The sequence below is a fragment of the Actinomadura barringtoniae genome, assembly GCF_017573505.1.
Lineage (GTDB): Bacteria > Actinomycetota > Actinomycetes > Streptosporangiales > Streptosporangiaceae > Spirillospora > Spirillospora barringtoniae.
On record NZ_JAGEOJ010000041.1, the window covers coordinates 43,014 to 58,951 of the forward strand.

17 protein-coding genes and 1 pseudogene are annotated in these 15,938 nt (G+C 71.6%); 7 read left to right on the plus strand and 11 right to left on the minus strand.

The window, feature by feature from the left end:
* Positions 1 to 20 precede the first annotated feature (20 nt).
* From J4573_RS52315 to J4573_RS52325, 3 genes are read right to left on the minus strand one after another with little or no spacing between them, the layout of a single operon-like run.
* Positions 21 to 1,037, minus strand: coding sequence for an isochorismatase family protein (locus J4573_RS52315; protein ID WP_208263966.1), 1,017 nt, complete (start codon positions 1,035 to 1,037; stop codon positions 21 to 23).
* Entirely contained in the window at positions 1,034 to 1,228 is a 195-nt protein-coding gene (gene thmT / locus J4573_RS52320; protein WP_208263968.1) for a 2-hydroxymuconate tautomerase, read from the minus strand. Before thmT ends, J4573_RS52315 begins: the two co-directional genes overlap by 4 nt.
* A 20-nt stretch (positions 1,229 to 1,248) precedes the next feature.
* On the minus strand, positions 1,249 to 2,730 hold the full coding sequence (locus tag J4573_RS52325) for an aldehyde dehydrogenase family protein (protein ID WP_208263970.1): 1,482 nt from the start codon (positions 2,728 to 2,730) through the stop codon (positions 1,249 to 1,251).
* Positions 2,731 to 2,901: 171 nt separating this feature from the next.
* Between J4573_RS52325 and J4573_RS52330 the strand changes: the two genes are divergently transcribed.
* Genes J4573_RS52330 through J4573_RS52345 form a run of 4 tightly spaced genes read left to right on the plus strand, consistent with a single transcriptional unit; the run spans position 2,902 to position 6,498 of the window.
* Positions 2,902 to 3,909, plus strand: coding sequence for an ABC transporter substrate-binding protein (locus tag J4573_RS52330; protein ID WP_208263972.1), 1,008 nt, complete (start codon positions 2,902 to 2,904; stop codon positions 3,907 to 3,909).
* A 38-nt stretch (positions 3,910 to 3,947) separates the two neighbouring features.
* Complete coding sequence (locus J4573_RS52335) at positions 3,948 to 4,706, plus strand: ABC transporter ATP-binding protein (protein ID WP_208263974.1); 759 nt, start codon at positions 3,948 to 3,950, stop codon at positions 4,704 to 4,706.
* Positions 4,703 to 5,494 (plus strand): ABC transporter permease, encoded by a 792-nt coding sequence (locus J4573_RS52340; RefSeq protein ID WP_208263975.1) that lies wholly within the window; start codon positions 4,703 to 4,705, stop codon positions 5,492 to 5,494. The genes J4573_RS52335 and J4573_RS52340 overlap by 4 nt, the downstream gene beginning before the upstream one ends.
* Before the next feature lie 26 nt (positions 5,495 to 5,520).
* On the plus strand, positions 5,521 to 6,498 hold the full coding sequence (locus tag J4573_RS52345) for an ABC transporter substrate-binding protein (RefSeq protein WP_208263981.1): 978 nt from the start codon (positions 5,521 to 5,523) through the stop codon (positions 6,496 to 6,498).
* Between the two features lie 63 nt (positions 6,499 to 6,561).
* On the opposite strand, the gene J4573_RS52350 is transcribed toward J4573_RS52345, so the two are convergent.
* From J4573_RS52350 to J4573_RS52360, 3 genes are read right to left on the minus strand one after another with little or no spacing between them, the layout of a single operon-like run.
* On the minus strand, positions 6,562 to 7,023 hold the full coding sequence (locus tag J4573_RS52350; RefSeq protein WP_208263991.1) for a VOC family protein: 462 nt from the start codon (positions 7,021 to 7,023) through the stop codon (positions 6,562 to 6,564).
* Positions 7,016 to 7,783, minus strand: coding sequence for a 2-oxo acid dehydrogenase subunit E2 (locus tag J4573_RS52355; RefSeq protein ID WP_208263992.1), 768 nt, complete (start codon positions 7,781 to 7,783; stop codon positions 7,016 to 7,018). The genes J4573_RS52350 and J4573_RS52355 overlap by 8 nt, the downstream gene beginning before the upstream one ends.
* Positions 7,783 to 8,916, minus strand: coding sequence for a M24 family metallopeptidase (locus J4573_RS52360; protein ID WP_208263993.1), 1,134 nt, complete (start codon positions 8,914 to 8,916; stop codon positions 7,783 to 7,785). The genes J4573_RS52355 and J4573_RS52360 overlap by 1 nt, the downstream gene beginning before the upstream one ends.
* Before the next feature lie 97 nt (positions 8,917 to 9,013).
* On the opposite strand from J4573_RS52360, the gene J4573_RS52365 reads away from it, so the two are divergent.
* A complete protein-coding gene (locus tag J4573_RS52365; protein WP_208263994.1) occupies positions 9,014 to 10,468 on the plus strand; it encodes an amidohydrolase family protein in 1,455 nt (484 codons plus the stop codon).
* Between the two features lie 76 nt (positions 10,469 to 10,544).
* Here the strand turns inward: J4573_RS52365 and J4573_RS52370 are convergent, their stop codons facing one another.
* The 5 genes from J4573_RS52370 to J4573_RS52390 all read right to left on the minus strand — a co-directional run bounded on the left by J4573_RS52370 (position 10,545) and on the right by J4573_RS52390 (position 14,346).
* The gene (locus J4573_RS52370; protein ID WP_208263995.1) at positions 10,545 to 11,255 is read right to left on the minus strand and encodes a FadR/GntR family transcriptional regulator; all 711 of its coding nucleotides are present in this window, start codon (positions 11,253 to 11,255) and stop codon (positions 10,545 to 10,547) included.
* Between the two features lie 4 nt (positions 11,256 to 11,259).
* The gene (locus J4573_RS52375) at positions 11,260 to 11,532 is read right to left on the minus strand and encodes a biotin/lipoyl-containing protein (protein WP_208263996.1); all 273 of its coding nucleotides are present in this window, start codon (positions 11,530 to 11,532) and stop codon (positions 11,260 to 11,262) included.
* Positions 11,532 to 12,542: an alpha-ketoacid dehydrogenase subunit beta gene (locus J4573_RS52380; RefSeq protein ID WP_208263997.1), complete on the minus strand. Its 1,011-nt coding sequence runs from the start codon at positions 12,540 to 12,542 to the stop codon at positions 11,532 to 11,534. Before J4573_RS52380 ends, J4573_RS52375 begins: the two co-directional genes overlap by 1 nt.
* On the minus strand, positions 12,539 to 13,528 hold the full coding sequence (locus J4573_RS52385) for a thiamine pyrophosphate-dependent dehydrogenase E1 component subunit alpha (protein WP_208263998.1): 990 nt from the start codon (positions 13,526 to 13,528) through the stop codon (positions 12,539 to 12,541). The genes J4573_RS52380 and J4573_RS52385 overlap by 4 nt, the downstream gene beginning before the upstream one ends.
* 95 nt (positions 13,529 to 13,623) lie before the next feature.
* Positions 13,624 to 14,346, minus strand: coding sequence for an SDR family NAD(P)-dependent oxidoreductase (locus J4573_RS52390; protein ID WP_208263999.1), 723 nt, complete (start codon positions 14,344 to 14,346; stop codon positions 13,624 to 13,626).
* A 66-nt stretch (positions 14,347 to 14,412) separates the two neighbouring features.
* Between J4573_RS52390 and J4573_RS52395 the strand changes: the two genes are divergently transcribed.
* Both J4573_RS52395 and J4573_RS52400 read left to right on the plus strand, forming a co-directional pair.
* Positions 14,413 to 15,669, plus strand: coding sequence for an amidohydrolase family protein (locus J4573_RS52395; RefSeq protein WP_208264000.1), 1,257 nt, complete (start codon positions 14,413 to 14,415; stop codon positions 15,667 to 15,669).
* Positions 15,666 to 15,938, plus strand: a pseudogene (locus tag J4573_RS52400) (hypothetical protein); the annotation flags it as partial. The gene J4573_RS52395 and the pseudogene J4573_RS52400, both read left to right, overlap by 4 nt.

Consider the following 15,938-nt stretch of genomic DNA (forward strand, 5'->3'; position numbering starts at 1 on the left):
TGCGGTCCCAGGGGGTCAGGTCAGGGCTTGGACAGGTCGACGAGCTCGATCTCGTTGCCGTCGGGGTCGGCGATGTAGACGGTGTAGCCGTACGGCCCGGGCCCGGGGCCGCGCACGATGGTGTGGCCGGCGGTACGGGCGCGTTCGGCGAGGCCGTCGATGTCGCGCGCGCTGAAGCACAGGTGCTGCAGCGTGCCGCCCGCGCCGGTGCCGCCCTCGGTCAGGCCGAGGCCCTGGTGGGTGACGACCAGGCGGCGGCCGTCGCGGAAGTCCTCGCGCTTGCGGACCGAGAAGCCCAGCACGCCGGTGTAGAAGCCGACCGAGGCGTCCAGGTCGACCGTCTCCAGCAGCAGGTGGTGAACGTTCAGCGCCTGTGGCCTGGCGGCCCGGTCGAGCCAGGAGGTCACCTCGTCGCTGGTGGCCAGCACGCCGAGGTACTGCGACCAGACGGCCTGCGCGGTCTCGGTCCAGGCGGGCCGTACGGCGGCGATCGCGTCGGTGACCGCGACCACGTCGTAGTCGCGCAGGTACGCCTCGCGCAGCGTCGTCTCGACGCAGGCGTTCGCGGTGAGACCGGCGACGAACAGGCCCTGGACGCCGAGCATGTCCAGCAGCGCCTGGAGCCGGGTCTCGTAGAACGCGCCGAACCGGTGCTTGGTCACCATCATGGTGGGGTCGTCGGCCAGGTCGGCCAACTCGTCCACGATCGCGGCGTCCCAGGAGCCGGACACCGCCGAGACGCGCTTGCGCTTGCTGGTGTGGGACGGCAGGACCTTGCGGGCCCGTGCCGCGTCGCGTTCGAGATGGACCTGCTCGGTCCAGATCACCGGCAGCCCGGCCGCGCGGAACCTCTCGGCGAGCTTGCGGACCGGCGCGATCGTGGCCTGCGCGGGCTTCACGTCCACGCCGGAGACGCCGAGGGTGCCCTCGTCGTGGCAGAACGCGTTCTGCATGTCGATGAGCAGCAGCGCGGTCTTCTCGGGGACCAGCGCGTCCAGCACGTGCGCCTCGGCCTGCGTCTCGTCCGTGCCGCTCATGCGTCGGTCCGGTCGGTGCCGAGCACGCCCGCGCGCGCCCAGTTCTCCTTCGTGTACTCCTGGATGGCCACGTGCAGGCCGTCCGGGCGCGCGTCGGCGTGCTCCACCATGGCCTCGGTGATGGCCTTGGTCAGCGCGCGCTTCTGCTCGACGGTGCGCCCTTCCCACAGGTGCACGGTGACGAATGGCATCGTCCTGTCTCCTTTTCAGATCACCAGAGGGTGGGGGCGGCGTCGAAGTTCAGGTGCTTGGTCTCGGTGAACTCGAGAATCCCCTCGACGCCCTGCTGGCGGCCGAGACCCGACTTCTTGAACCCGCCGACCTCGGCCTCGCCGTAGAAGTGGTGGTAGGTGTTGATCCAGACCGTCCCCGCGTTGACGGCACGGCCGACCCGCCAGGCGCGGTCCAGGTCGGTGGTCCAGATGCCGGCCGCGAGCCCGAACTCGGTGTCCTCGGCCAGCTCGATCGCCTCGGCCTCGTCGGCGAAGCCCTGGACGGTCAGCACCGGCCCGAAGATCTCCTCCTGGACCAGCCGCGAGTCGCGGGCGAGCCCGCCGACGACGGTCGGCGCGACGAACGCGCCCTCGGGCAGCCCGGCGGGCAGCGCCGCGCTGGCGAGGATGTCGCCTTCCTTGCGTGCCAGCTCGATGTAGTCGTTCACCTCGCGCTGCTGGCCGCGCGACACGACCGGGCCGATCTGGGTCGCGGGGTCCAGCGGGTCGCCTAGCCGCAGCGCGTTGGTGCGCTCGGCCAGCCGGGCGACGAACTCCTCGCGCACCGACTCCTCGACCAGCAGCCTGCTGCCGGCCGTGCAGATCTGGCCGGTGGTGCTGAAGACCGCGTTGAGCGCGCCTTCCAGCGCCTTGTCCATCCGCGCGTCGGCGAAGACGATGTTGGGCGACTTGCCGCCCAGCTCCAGGGAGACCTTGCGCAGGTCGTCGGCGGCGCGCTTCATCACGCCGATGCCGGTGCCGGTCTCGCCGGTGAACGCGATCATGTGCACGTCGCGGTGCCCGACGAGCGCGTCGCCGGTGACGCCGCCCGAGCCGACCGCGCAGCCGAGGATGCCGGCCGGCAGGTCGGGGTCGGCGGCCAGCAGGGCCAGCGCCTCGACGGTGATCGCGGGCGTGAGGCTGGCGGGCTTCACCACGCAGGCGTTGCCGGCCGCGAGGGCGGGCGCCAGGGCGCGGACGAGCAGCACCAGCGGCCAGTTCCACGGCGTGATGATCCCGACGACGCCGATCGGCTCGCGCAGCACGACGCCGTGCGCGTTGTCGCCGAGCGCGATCGCGCGGCCGTAGAGGGTGCGGGCCATGCCGGCGTAGAACTCGACCATCTCGGCCGAGCCCAGCACCTCGCTGCGGGCCTCGCCGATCGTCTTGCCCTGCTCGCGGGTGAGCAGCTCGGCGAGCCGGTCCACGTCGGCGCGCAGCGCCTCGGCGTACCGGAACAGGACGCGGGCCCTGATCGCGCCGTCGTTGCGCCACTTGGCGGTGCGCAGCGCCTGGTGGGCGCGGCCGACCAGCTCGTCGACGTCGGCGGGCGTGGAGGTGGCGAGCGAGGCGACGGTCTCGCCGGTCGTGGGATCGGTCGTCGCGATCTCCTCGCCACGGGCGAGATAGAAGGCGTGTTCGGTGCTGGGGAGCCGAAGCGGGGTCCAGCTCGCGCGGTGCGCGGTGGGGGATTCGGACAAGGCTGATCCCTTCCAAGCGGATTCAAGGCCGTCCGTAACGGCTTTGTAACGACGCCTTGAGGTCTTGCGGAGGCGTGCCGACTGTTCTACATCTATGCATATCACACATCAGGCCAGTGGATACATGTCATACCAGTTGCATCCCATGCATCCCGGCCGGAAAGAGGAAGCATGGCCTTCCCACGCCCTCCGACCCCCACCAGCCCACGGCGCCGGCGCAGGCTGACCGCCGCGCTCCTGCTCGCGGTGATCACGCCGGCCGTCGCCGCCGGGTGCGCGCACCGGGGCACGGGCAGCGGACCCGTCACGATCCTCACGAACTGGTTCCCGCAGGCCGAGCTCGGCGGCTACTGGCAGGCCGCCGCCGCCCAACCCGCCGCAGGCGGCAAGGAACGCCCGCTCAAGGTGCTGCCGGGCGGCCCGGGCATCCAGACGATCCCCCAGGTCGCGGCCGGCAAGGCCGTGTTCGGGGTGGCGACCGGCGCCGACGACCTGCTCGTCGCGCGCAAGCAGGGCCTGCCGATCGTCGCGGTGTTCGCCCCGTTCCGGGCCAACATCACCTGCCTGACCGCGCACGCCGGAACGGGGCTGCGCACGTTCGCCGACCTCAGCGGGCGCCGCGTCGCCAAGGTGCAGAGCCGCCCGTGGTGGGAGTACATCAAGCGGCACTACAAGCTGAACGGCGTCCAGGAGATCAACTACACGGGTTCGCTGGCGGCCTTCACCAAGGACCGCTCGCTGGTCCAGCAGTGCTACGTGACCTCCGAGCCGTACTACCTCCAGCGCGACAAGGTCCCGGTCACCACGCTGTCGATCTCCGACCAGGGCGGTTACGCCGCCTACAGCAACGTGCTCTTCACGACCGAGGACACCATCAAGCGCGATCCAGGCCTGGTCCGTTCGGTGGTGGCGCGGGTCGCCCGCGGCTGGACCGGCTTCGGCACCGATCCGGCGCCGGGCAGGCAGGCGATCCTCGCCGCCAACAAGGACGCCGACGGCGGAGTGATCGACTACGCCGTCCGCACCATGCGGGCGGGCAAGTGGACCACCTCGCCCGCCGGCTCGATGAGCGCGGCCCAGTGGCAGAAGATCCGCGACCAGGTCGCCGAGGCGGGCCTGATCCCGACGAACACCGACGTCAAGGGCGCCTTCACGACCCAGTTCCTGCCGTCCTCATGAGGACCGCGGACCAACTTCAGAAAGGCGGTGCATGGCCCATGACAGATCAGAAAGCACCCCCGGCGGCGCTCCTCCACCTCCGGGCCGTGGCGAAGACCTTCCCGAACGGGACCGAGGCGCTCGCGCCGGTCGACCTGGCCATGGCGGGCGGCGAGTTCGTCAGCCTGCTCGGCCCGTCCGGCTGCGGCAAGTCGACGCTGCTGCGGATCATCGCCGGGCTCACCGAGCCCAGCTCGGGAACGGTCGAGCTGCCCGACGAGCACCGCAGGGCGTTCGTGTTCCAGGACCCCACGCTGCTGCCGTGGCGGACCGTGGACCGCAACGCCCGGCTGCTGCTGGAGCTGGAGGGCGTTCCCAAGGCGGAACGGCTCGAACGCGCGTCGGCCGCGCTGAAGATGGTCGGCCTCGCCGGGTTCGAGAAGTCCTACCCGCGCAACCTGTCGGGCGGCATGCGGATGCGGCTCTCGCTGGCCCGCGCGCTCGCGCTGCGCCCGAAGTTCTTCCTGATGGACGAGCCGTTCTCGGCGCTCGACGAGATCACCCGCGAGAGCCTCCAGGACGAGCTGCTGCGGATCTGGGGATCCGAGGGCTTCACCTCGGTCTTCGTCACCCACAACCTCTACGAGGCGATCTACCTCTCACACCGGGTCGTGGTCATGTCGCCGCGCCCCGGCCGGATCGAGCGGATCTTCGAGATCCCCTTCGAGTACCCGCGCTCCCCCGAGCTGCGCTCCACCCCCGAGTTCTCGGCGCTCGGCGCCGAGGTCGCCGCCTGCCTGAGGGAGGTCTCCCGATGAACCGTAAGATCCTGCGCACCGCCGGTCCACCGGCCCTGGTCTTCGTCCTGGTCATCGGCGCCTGGTGGCTGCTGTCGGCCACGGTGTACGGCTCGTCCAACTACCTGCTGCCGCGCCCGCCCGCGGTGCTGGACGCCGCCGTGGACAACGCCGGGACGCTGGGCGCCGGGCTGCGGATCACGTTCGTGGAGGCCGCCGCCGGGTTCCTGCTCGCCATCGCCGTCGGGATGCTCGGCGCCGTGGTGATGAGCCTGGCCAAGCCGCTGGAACGCAGCCTCTACCCGTACGCGGTGCTGCTGCAGACCGTGCCGATCGTCGCGGTCGCGCCGGTCATCGTGCTGTGGTTCGGCTACAACCAGACCTCGGTGATCGTGATCTCGTTCATGATCTCGGTCTTCCCGATCCTCAGTAACACCCTGCTCGGGCTGCTGTCGGCCGACCGCAACCACCTGGACCTGTTCCGCATGCACCGCGCCGCCCGGCGCACCCAGTTCCTGAAGCTGCGGCTGCCGGGCGCGCTGCCCAACATCTTCGCCGGGCTGCGCGTCTCGGCCGGGCTGTCGGTGATCGGCGCCATCGTCGGCGAGTTCATCATCGGCTCCGGCGGCCAGGAGGGCGGCCTCGGCGTGAAGGTCATCTTCGCGCAGTCGCGGCTGGCGACCGCGCTGCTGTTCGCCGAGGTGCTGGCCGCGACCCTGCTGGGCTTCGCGTTTTTCCTCACCGTCTCGGTCCTCGGCAACCGGCTGCTGCGGTCCTGGCACGAGTCCGCGATGCGCGGCGACACCTGATGGCACCGGAAACAAAGGACACCACCATGAAGAGACTCGGCAGGACGTTCACAGGCGTCATCGCGCTCGCGGCGCTCGGCACGGCCGCCACCGGGTGCGCCGGGCAGGCGGCGAGCGGCGCGGCGGCCAAGAACCCGGTCATCCTGACCAACTGGTTCGCGCAGGCGGAGCAGGGCGGCTACTGGCAGGCCGCCGCCGACCAGACCGCCAAGGGCGAGGGCGTGACCCTCAACGTCAAGCAGGGCGGCCCCGGCATCCAGACGATCCCGCAGGTCACCGCCGGGCAGGCCACGTTCGGCGTCGGGAACGCCGACGAGGTCCTGGTCGCCCGGAAGAACGGCCTGCCCATCGTGGCCGTCGCCGCGGGCTTCGACACCAACCTGCAGTGCATGATGTTCCACAAGCCGTCGGGCATCAGCTCGTTCAAGGACCTGAACGGCCGCACGGTCGCGCGCATCCCCAGCCCGTACTGGGACTACCTGAAGCACGGCTTCGGCCTGAACAAGGTCAAGGAGATCAACAACACCGGTTCGCTCGCCGACTTCAAGCGCAACAAGGACCTCGTGCAGCAGTGCTACGTCACGGCCGAGCCGTACACGGCGCAGAAGGAGGGCATCAAGGACCTCGCGCTGCTGAACGTGGCCAAGGACGGCGGCTACAACCCGTACGGCAACCTGCTCTTCACCACCGAACAGGTCATCAAGCAGAACCCTGACCTGGTCCGCAAGGTGGTCGCCGCGAGCATCCGGGGCTGGAAGGACTTCAACACCGACCCCGCCGCGGCCAAGAAGACCGTCCTCAGCACCAACCCCGACACCGTGCCCGACGCGTTCGACTTCGCCGCCGCGACGATCAAGAAGGGCGGCTACCTGGGCGCCGATCCCGGCTCGATGACCGATCAGCGCTGGCGGACGCTCCGCGACCAGCTCGGCTCGGCCGGCGTCGTTCCGAAGGACTTCGACTACCAGAAGGCCTTCACGACGAAGTACCTGCCCGCAGGGTGAGGACAAAGGCCCTGGTGGCGCGGCGCCGTTGCCGCGCCACCAGGGCCTTTGGGCTTGTGCTGATCAGGACTGCTGCGGCTGCCCCCAGGAGAGCAGCTCGATGAGGCAACCCCAGGGCGTGGTGACGAACGCGTTGGTCATCCCCGGCGTCGGCCCCTCCGCGAACGTGACCGGCCGTCCCACGACGCCGACCCCGGGCACGGATTCGAGCGCGGCGAGCGTGCCGGGCACGTCGTCCACCTCGATGCCCAGGTGGGTGCCGCCCGGCAGGTCGGCGCGCGGCGGCGCCTCCCCGGTGGCGCCCGCCGACCACCACTGGATCAGCTCGACCCTGGCGCCGCCGATGTCGAGCATGACCAGCGCGAACGCGGCGTCGTCCGGCGCTCCGAGGCGCTGCGTCCCGCCGTCGATGCGCGGCAGCCGGAACACCTCCTTGGCCGCGAAGTGCGCGCTGAAGAACGCGACGGCCTCCTCCAGATCGGGGACGTTCATGCCCACGTGGTCCAGCACCCTGCGGTCACTCATCGCCGGGCTCCAGCTCCAGGTCCGCGGCGGCGATCGGGCGGCTCTCCAGGCCGTCCTTCAGCGCGGTCAGGAAGCGGGCGGCGTCGGCGCCGTCCACGAGCCGGTGGTCGTAGGTGAGGCACAGGTAGGCCATGTCGCGGATCTCCACCCGTTCCGCCTCGCCCGTGCCGACGACGACCGGGCGCCGCTCGGCCTTGCCGACCGCGAGGATCCCGGTCTCGGGCGCGTTCAGGATCGGGGTGTCCAGCAGCGAGCCTCGCGACCCGGTGTTGGTGATCGTGAACGTGCCGTCCATGATGTCGTCGGGGCGCAGCTTGCGGGCGCGTGCCCGCCCGGCGACGCCCGCGATGCCCTGGGCCAGCCCCGCCACCGACAGCGTCCCCGCGTCCTTGAGGTTGGGCACCATGAGCCCGGCCTCGGTGTCCACGGCGAACCCCAGGTTGATCCGCCGGTGGTAGGAGGCGGTGCCCGCGTCGGTGTCGATGGTCGCGTTCAGCATCCGGTGCTCGGGCAGCGCCCGGCAGACGGCCGCGGCGACCACCGCGAGCGGGGAGAGCGAGACGCCGTGCACGGCGCGGAACCGTTCACCGTGCGCGGCACGGGCCGCCATGATCGGGCCGAAGTCCGCCTCGACCACGCTGGTGAGCTGGGCGGAGCCCTGCAGGCTCTGGTGCATCCGGGCGGCGATCACCTTGCGGACGCGACTCAGCTTCTCGACCTGCACGTCCTCGTCCGGCGTCGTCTCTGCGATCAGGTCCATCACGCCTCGATCCTGAAGAGCTCGTCGGTGCCCGTCACGTCCGACAGCAGATGGCAGCCGTCCTCCTCGACCGAGACCATGTCCTTGATCTGCATCCCGAAGCCATGGCCGCTGCGGTAGACCAGCGGCTCCATGCCGAGGACCATGCCGGCCTCCAGCGTCTCGGTCGCGTGCGGGCCGAGGTAGGGCCGCTCGTGCAGGTTGACGCCGATGCTGTGCCCGACGAACGAGATCGGCGGCATGCCGAGCTGCTCGAACTCGGCCAGGAACGTGGCGTACACGTCGCGGGCCGCGGCCCCGGGGCGGATCGCCTCGCGGACCAGGTACTTGCACTTCACCAGGTTCTGGTAGATCCGTTCGGCCTCGGGCGGCGCCTCGCCGACCACGGCGGTACGGCAGACGCCCGCCTGGTAGCCGTCCAGCACCGAGAAGATCTCGACGCGGCAGACGTCGCCGGGCTCCAGAACGCGGGTGGTCGGGCCGACGTTCGGCAGCTGGCTGCGCTCGCCGGTCGCGACGATCATCAGCTTGAACTGCTGCGCGCCCTGCTCGTACACCGAGCGGGTGAGCGCGGCGGCGATGTCCATCTCGGTGTCGCCGGCGCGGACCGCGCGCAGCGAGTCGCCGATGGCCTGGTCGGAGATCCGCGACAGCCGGGCCAGCAGGTCCCGTTCGCGCGGGGTCTTGAGCCGCCGCGCGCGGGTGATGAGGTCGTCGGCGGGGCGCAGCGCGGCGCCGGCGAGCGCGTCGGCCAGGACGCCGTGGTCGGTGACCGACAGGTACCCGAGCTCCATGCCGATCGTGCCGCCCGCCAGGCCCAGCTCGCGGAGCTGGTCGGCGAGCGCGGCCATCGGGTCGCCGGTGAACTCGGCCCAGCCGCGCACCGGCAGGTCGGGCCGGGCGGCGCGGACGGTCGACTCCTCCATGTCGACGCAGACGATCGCCTCGCGGGCGTCCGCGGTGACGATGTGCGCGGCGTGCCGCCAGCGCATCAGGGGCTGCGACGGGATGACGAACCCGGCGGCGTAGGCGACGTTCTCCGGAGAGAGGCAGACGATGGCGTCCAGCCCGGCCTCCGTGGCGTACTCCGCGAGCCTGCGGGCGATCTCATTGGACGCGGCCGGACCGGCCATGTGCACTCTCCTTCGGGGAGCCGACGGTCTAACTGGTATTACAACAGATATGATATGACTGAGGTCTTGGACGTCAAGAGCCTGTCAAGGAGCCCGGATGACCCATCCCGACGCGACGGCGGGGCGCCGCACCCTCATCGAGCACCTGGAGTTCGCGCTCACCGTGGACGCCGGTGACCGCGTGCTGCGCGACGCCGCCCTGCTGCTGCACGACGACCGCATCGCCGACCTCGGGCCGACCGGCGAGGTGCTGGCCAGGCTCGGCGACACCCCCGTGGACGAGCGGATCGACGGCCGCCGCCTGGGCGTGATCCCGGGGCTGATCGACACCCACGTGCACCTGTCGGAGACGCTCAGCCGGGCGGTCTTCCCCGACGTGCTGTCCACCCGGGCCTGGGTGTTCCACTGGGCCAAGCCGTTCTACGCGCACGTCGACGACCAGGACGAGGAGGTCAGCGTCCGGCTCGGCGTCACCGAGATGCTCCGTTCGGGCACGACCTGCTTCCTGGACATGGGCGCGCAGAACGACGCGGGCCTCACCGCGCGCGCCGCCGGTGCCGCCGGGATCCGCGGCGTCGTCGGCCGGCACGCCGCCGACCGCAAGCCCGAGAAGATCCCGCCCGGCTGGTCGCAGGAGATGGTCGACCACCACTTCTTCCCCGACCACCGCGTCGCGCTCGAGGCGCTGGAGGAGTCGGTACGGAACTGGAACGGCTACGCGGGCGGCCGGATCCGCTGCTGGGTCAACATCGAGGGCAAGGAGCCGTGCAGCCTCGAACTGCACGTCGGTGCCCGCGACCTGGCCGAGCGGCTCGGGGTCGGCACGACCTACCACATCGCCTCCTCCATCGAGGAGTCGCGCGTCAGCGAGAAGAAGTACGGCCGGTGGCCGGTGACGCGCGTCGCCGAGGGCGGCGGGCTCGGTCCCAATCTGGTGCTCGCGCACGCCGTCGCGCTGACCGACGAGGAGGTCGGGAGTCTCGCCGAGCACGGCACGTCGGTGGCGTTCTGCCCGTCCACCTCGCTCAAGCTGGCCAAGGGCGCGACCGCCATCGGCAAGTACCCCGAGATGGTCGAGGCGGGCGTCAGCGTCGGCCTCGGCACCGACGGGGTCTCGGCGGCCGGCAACCTCAACCTGCACCGCCAGGTGCACCTGGTCGCTGGGCTGTTCAAGGACGCCCGGCTCGACCCGACCCTGGTCGGCGCGCGCAAGGCGCTGCGGATGGCGACCATCGACGGCGCGAAGGCGCTCGGCTGGGACGACCAGATCGGCTCCCTGGAGGTCGGCAAGCAGGCCGACCTGGTGTTCTTCGACCTCGACCACCACGAGTGGACGCCGTACTCCGACGCGCTCCAGGCGCTGGTGTGGTCGGCGAGCGCGGCCAGCATCGCCGAGACGTGGGTCGCGGGCCGGCGGCTGTACGACGGCGCCCGCGTCACGACGGTCGACGAGCCCGCGCTGCGCGCCGAGGCCCGCGAACGCGCCCGCTCGATCGTGGCGAAGGCCGGGCTGAACGACGACGTCCCGGTCACCACCACGCTCTACGACTGATCCGAGCCCCCCCATCCCCCAGAAAAGAGGGGCACCCCGCAGGCGGGGTGCCCCTCTTTCGTTCTTTCCCTTGGCGTCAGCCGGGGTCGTGCTCGTCGGCAGGGAAGTCCGCGACCCAGCGGCGTACGCGCGCCACGTGCTCGGACGCGTGCCGTCCCGCCGCCTCGGCGTCGTGCCCGACGATCGCGTCCACGATCGCCTGGTGCTCGGCCGCCGAACGCGCCAGCTGCCCGTCCCGCGACAGCGTGATCAGGCGCGACTCGGTGAGCAGCCCGTGCAGGTCGGTGAGCAGGACGGGCAGCAGCCCGCCCGCCCCGGCCTCGGCCACCGACACGTGGAACGCGACGTCCAGCTCGGCGGCCCGGTCGAAGTCGGGCCGCGGCGCACCGGCCATCTCCAGGTAGGCACGGTGCGCCTCGACGACGCGTTCGGCGCGGGTGCCGTTCGCGGCCTCGCGCGCGGCGAGCCGGTCGAGGGCGCCGCGCACGGCCAGCAGTTCCAGCAGCTGGCCGCGGTGCAACTCCAGGTAGCGGCCGAACGAGCCCACGTAGTGCGCGGCCGCGCCCTCGCGGACGAACGTGCCGCGCCCGTGCCGGACGTCGATCAGGCCCATCGCCTCAAGGCCCGCGAGGGCCTGCCGGACGCTGACCCGGCTGACCTGGAACACCTCGCACAGCTCGCGTTCGGACGGCAGGGCCGCCCCCGTGGGGAGCGTGCCCTGCCGGATGCCCCGCAACAGCTGTTCCCGGACCTGCTGGGTGGAGCTCACCCACGTGGCGGCCCGCAACGGCTCAGGAACCCGCGGCGAACGAGGCGTAGTCGGCCTCGTCGGCGGCGATCACCATGACCGGCGTGCCGACCTTGACCTCGTCGCCATCGGCGGCCAGCGCCCGCGCGAAGACGCCGTTCACCGGCGACTCCAGCTCGACCTCGATCTTGTCGGTCTCGACCAGGGCCAGCACCTGGCCCTCGGTGACGGGCTGGCCGGGCTCGATCTGCCACTCGGTGATCACGCCCTCCTCCATCGACAGCCCCCACTTGGGCATCGGGTAGGTCTCGGCCATCAGTGCTCTCCCTTCTCGTCCAGCTTCTTGTCCAGCAACCGCCGGACGGTGTCGGCGATCCGTTCGGCGCCGGGCAGCGTGTGGTTCTCCATCACGGGCGCGTACGGGACGGGTGTGTTGAGCGCACCCACCCGGGCGACCGGGGCGGTGAGCAGCTCATGGCACTCGCCGGCCGCCCAGGCCGCGATCTCGGCGCCGAAGCCGCCGCGCGTCGGCGCCTCGTGCGCGATGACGAGCCGGCCGGTCTTGGCGATCGAGGCGCGCAGCCCCGCGTGGTCGAACGGGACCAGCGTGCGCGGGTCGAAGATCTCGCAGGAGATGCCCTCGCTCTCGAGGGTCTCGGCGGCGGCGGAGGCGTGCTCGCGGGTCTTCAGGTACGACACGATCGTCACGTCGGTGCCCTCGCGGTGGATCCGGCCGGTGCCGAACGGGATCGGCTCGACCTCCACCACGTCGCCCGCCGGGCCGCCACGGCCGCCGTACTGCTGCTTGTGCTCGAAGAAGATCACCGGGTCGGGGTCCCGGATCGCCTGCCGCAGCAGGCCCTTGGCGTCCTGCGGGGTGGACGGGGCCACGATCTTCAGCCCCGGCACGTTGACGAACCACGACTCCAGCGACTGGGAGTGCTGCGCGGCGGTCGAGCCGGAGGTGCCGGTGACCATCCGGACGACCATCGGCGCCGACAGCCGGCCGCCGGTCATGTAGTGGGTCTTGGCGGCCTGGTTGACGATCATGTCCATCGCCAGCGTGACGAAGTCGCTGAACATGATCTCGGCGATCGGCCGGGCGCCGACCAGCGCGGCCCCGACGGCGGCGCCGACGATGACCTCCTCGGAGATCGGGGTGTCCCAGAGCCGGTCGGAACCGAACTGGTCGAACAGGCCCTTGGTGACGCCGAAGACGCCGCCGGGCTCGCCGACGTCCTCGCCGATGAGGAAGACCGCGGGGTCGCGCTCCATCTCCTCGGCGATGGCCTGCCGGATCGCGTCCGCGTAGGTGAACTTGCTCATCGCAGTGCCGCCCCTTCGTGCGAGTCGACGTACACGTGGTCCAGCGCGTCCTCGGGCGAGGGGTGGTCCTGTTCGGCCGCCCAGGCGATCGCCTCGTCCAGGCGCTTGTCGACGTCGTCGCGTACGGAGGCGACGTCGTCCTCGGTCGCGCCGAGCTCGGCGACGAGCTTGGCCGCGAGCAGGTCGATCGGGTCGCGGCCCATCCAGTGCGCGACCTCGTCCTTGGGCCGGTACTTGGCCATGTCGCCCTCGAAGTGGCCGCGGTGCCGGTAGGTCTTGGCCTCGATCAGGGTCGGGCCCTCCCCGGCGCGGGCGCGCGCGGCGGCCTCGGCGGTGACGGCGGCGACGGCCTCCACGTCGTTGCCGTCCACCACGACGCCGGTCATGCCGTACGAGGTGGCGCGGTCGGCGATGTCGGTGATCGCCTGGTGCTTGTCCTGCCGGGTGAACTCGCCGTAGAGGTTGTTCTCGCAGACGTACAGGACGGGCAGGTTCCACAGGCCGGCGAGGTTCAGCGACTCGTGGAAGGCGCCCTCGTTGGAGGCGCCGTCACCGAAGAAGGTGACCGCGAGCGCGTCCGAGCCGCGCCGCTTGAACTGCAGCGCGGCGCCGGTGGCGAGCGGGATGCCGCCGCCCACGATGCCGTTGGCGCCCAGGAAGCCGAGCTCCACGTCGATCATGTGCAGCGAGCCGCCCTTGCCCTTGTTGTAGCCGGCGGTACGGCCGAACAGCTCGGCGTACATCCGGGCCGGGTCGGCGCCGCGGGCGATCATGTGGCCGTGGCCGCGGTGGGTGGAGGTCAGCACGTCGTCGGGGCCGAGGGCCGCGCACACGCCGGTCGCCACGGCCTCCTGGCCGATGTAGGGGTGCAGGAACCCGGGGATGAGGCCCTGGGCGCGCTGCCGCGCCGCCTTCTCCTCGAACCTGCGGATGAGGATCATGCGGCCGAGGAGGTCGAGGCCCTCCTCCCGCGTCACTTCTGTCATGGCGTCCTCTCAGTACGGCGACTCAGCTCAGTACGGCAACTCAGCATGGCAACTGGTAATACATGTTATGACTGACATGTTGCTTTGTCATCCGGTCAGCCGATCGAATAGCCGCCGTCGGCCATCACGGTCGCGCCCAGCACGAACGAGGACTCGTCCGAGAGCAGGAACGACACGACCGAGGCGATCTCCGCTGGGGCCGCGTACCGGCCGATCGGATGGCCCTCCTTGAAGTGGTCGGGGCCGACCCGCGCGGCGTCGATCGCGGCCAGCATCGGCGTCTCGACCCCGCCGGGGCACAGGCAGTTGGCCCGGATGCCCCGGCCCGCGTACTCGACCGCGACGGAACGGGTGAACTGCAGCACCGCGCCCTTGGCCGCCGCGTACGCGGCCAGCTGCGGCGCCGAGCAGACCGCCGCCGTCGACCCGAAGGTGATGATCCGGCCGCCGCCCTGCGCGAGCATCCCGGGCAGCACGGACTTCACCGCGAGGAACGTGCCGACCGCGCCCACGTCCAGCACCTTGCGGAAGGTGTCCAGGCCGAGCTCGTGCGTCGGCGCGGACGCCTGGATGCCGGCCATCGCGACCAGCCCGTCGATGCCGCCGAGCGCTTCGGACGCCGTGGCCGTCGCCGCGATCATGCCCTCCTCGCTGGTGACGTCGGCGGCGACCGCGCACGCCAGGCCGTCCTGCTCGGGCTTGTGCAGGTCGAGGGCGGCGACCCTGGCGCCCTCCTCGTTCAGCCGGGCCACGACCGCGCGCCCGATGGCGCCGTCGGCCCCGGTCACCAGGATCTTTGCCCCGTCCAGACCTCGCATTTCTTGTCACCTCATATGTGTCGAGTTACTGTTCACTTGTCATACATCTTGCCAGTTGGGTCACACATGACGAAACACCTTCTTCTCGAACAGGCCACGACCGGCGACGGCGGGACCACCGACGTGCTGCTCGCCGACGGGCGCATCGCGGCCCTCGGCCCTGCCGCCGCCACCGATCAGCGCGCGGCCGGTGCCGACCGGCTCGACCTGGCCGGATACCTGCTGCTGCCGTCGGCCGTCGAGCCGCACGCCCACCTGGACAAGGCGTTGCTGGCCCGCCGCGCGCCGAATCCCGACGGCGATCTGACCGGTGCGATCACCGCGATCCGGGCGGCCTACGCGTCGATGGACGAGGCCGACGTGCGCTCGCGTGCCACCGAGGCGCTGAGCACCGCGCTCACCCACGGCTACACGGCCGTACGGTCGCACGTCGACGTCGGCACGGGGATCGGGCCCCGGGCCCTGCGCGTCCTCACCGAGCTGCGATCACGTGCCGCCGGCCTGGTCGACCTCCAACTGGTGGCGCTCGCCGGTGCTCCCATCGCGGGCGCGGCGGGACGGCACAACCGGCGGCTGCTCGCCCAGGCCGTCGAACTGGGCGCCGACGTCATCGGCGGCGCCCCGGCCCTCGACCCGAACCCGACGGCCGCGACCCGCGTCCTGGTCCGGGCGGCGGCCGACGCCGGGCTGCCGGTGGACCTGCACCTGGACGAGACCACCGATCCACAGATGCTCACCCTGCGCGCGTTCGCCGACGAGGTCGCCCGCCAGGGACTCGGCGGCCGCGCCACGGCCTCGCACTGCGTCAGCCTCGGCCAGCAGGACCCGGACGGCTGCAAGGAGGTGTGCCGCGCCCTCGCCGACTCCGGCGTCGCCGTCGTGACACTCCCCCAGACCAACCTCTACCTGCAGGGCCGCGCCGAACCCACCCGTACGCCGCGCGGCCTGACCGCCGTGACGCCGCTCCGGGACGCCGGGGTCACCGTCGCGGGCGGCGGCGACAACTGGCGCGACCCGTTCAACCCGCTCGGGCGCATCGACCCGTTCGAGACGGCCGCGCTGCTGGTCGCCGCCGCGCACCTGCCCGTCGCCGACGCCTGGACCGCCGTCACCGCGCACGCGCGGATCGCGCTCGGCCTGCCGCCCGTCGCGCTGCTGCCGGGCAGCCCCGCCGACCTGCTGGCGATCCGGGCCTCCGGTCTGGACGAGGCCGTGGCCGGCGCGAGCCAGGACCGGATCGTGCTGCGCGGCGGCCGGGTGGTCGCCAGAACCAGCGTCGTCCACGACGTCGTTCCCGCCCTGGAGAAGGAGATGGCCGCATGACCTCGACCGACCGCATGACCCCGACCGACCGCATGACCCCGACCGACCGCAAGCCGCCGGCCGAGCGCAAGCTGCTGCGTCTCGAGGTCCGCAACGCCCAGACCCCGATCGAGCGCAAGCCGGAGTGGATCCGCGTGCGCGCCCACATGGGCCCGCAGTACAAGGAACTGACCTCGCTCGTGAAGTCCGAGGGTCTGCACACGGTGTGCCAGGAGGCCGGTTGTCCCAACATCTACGAGTGCTGGGAGGACCGGGAGGCCACGTTCCTG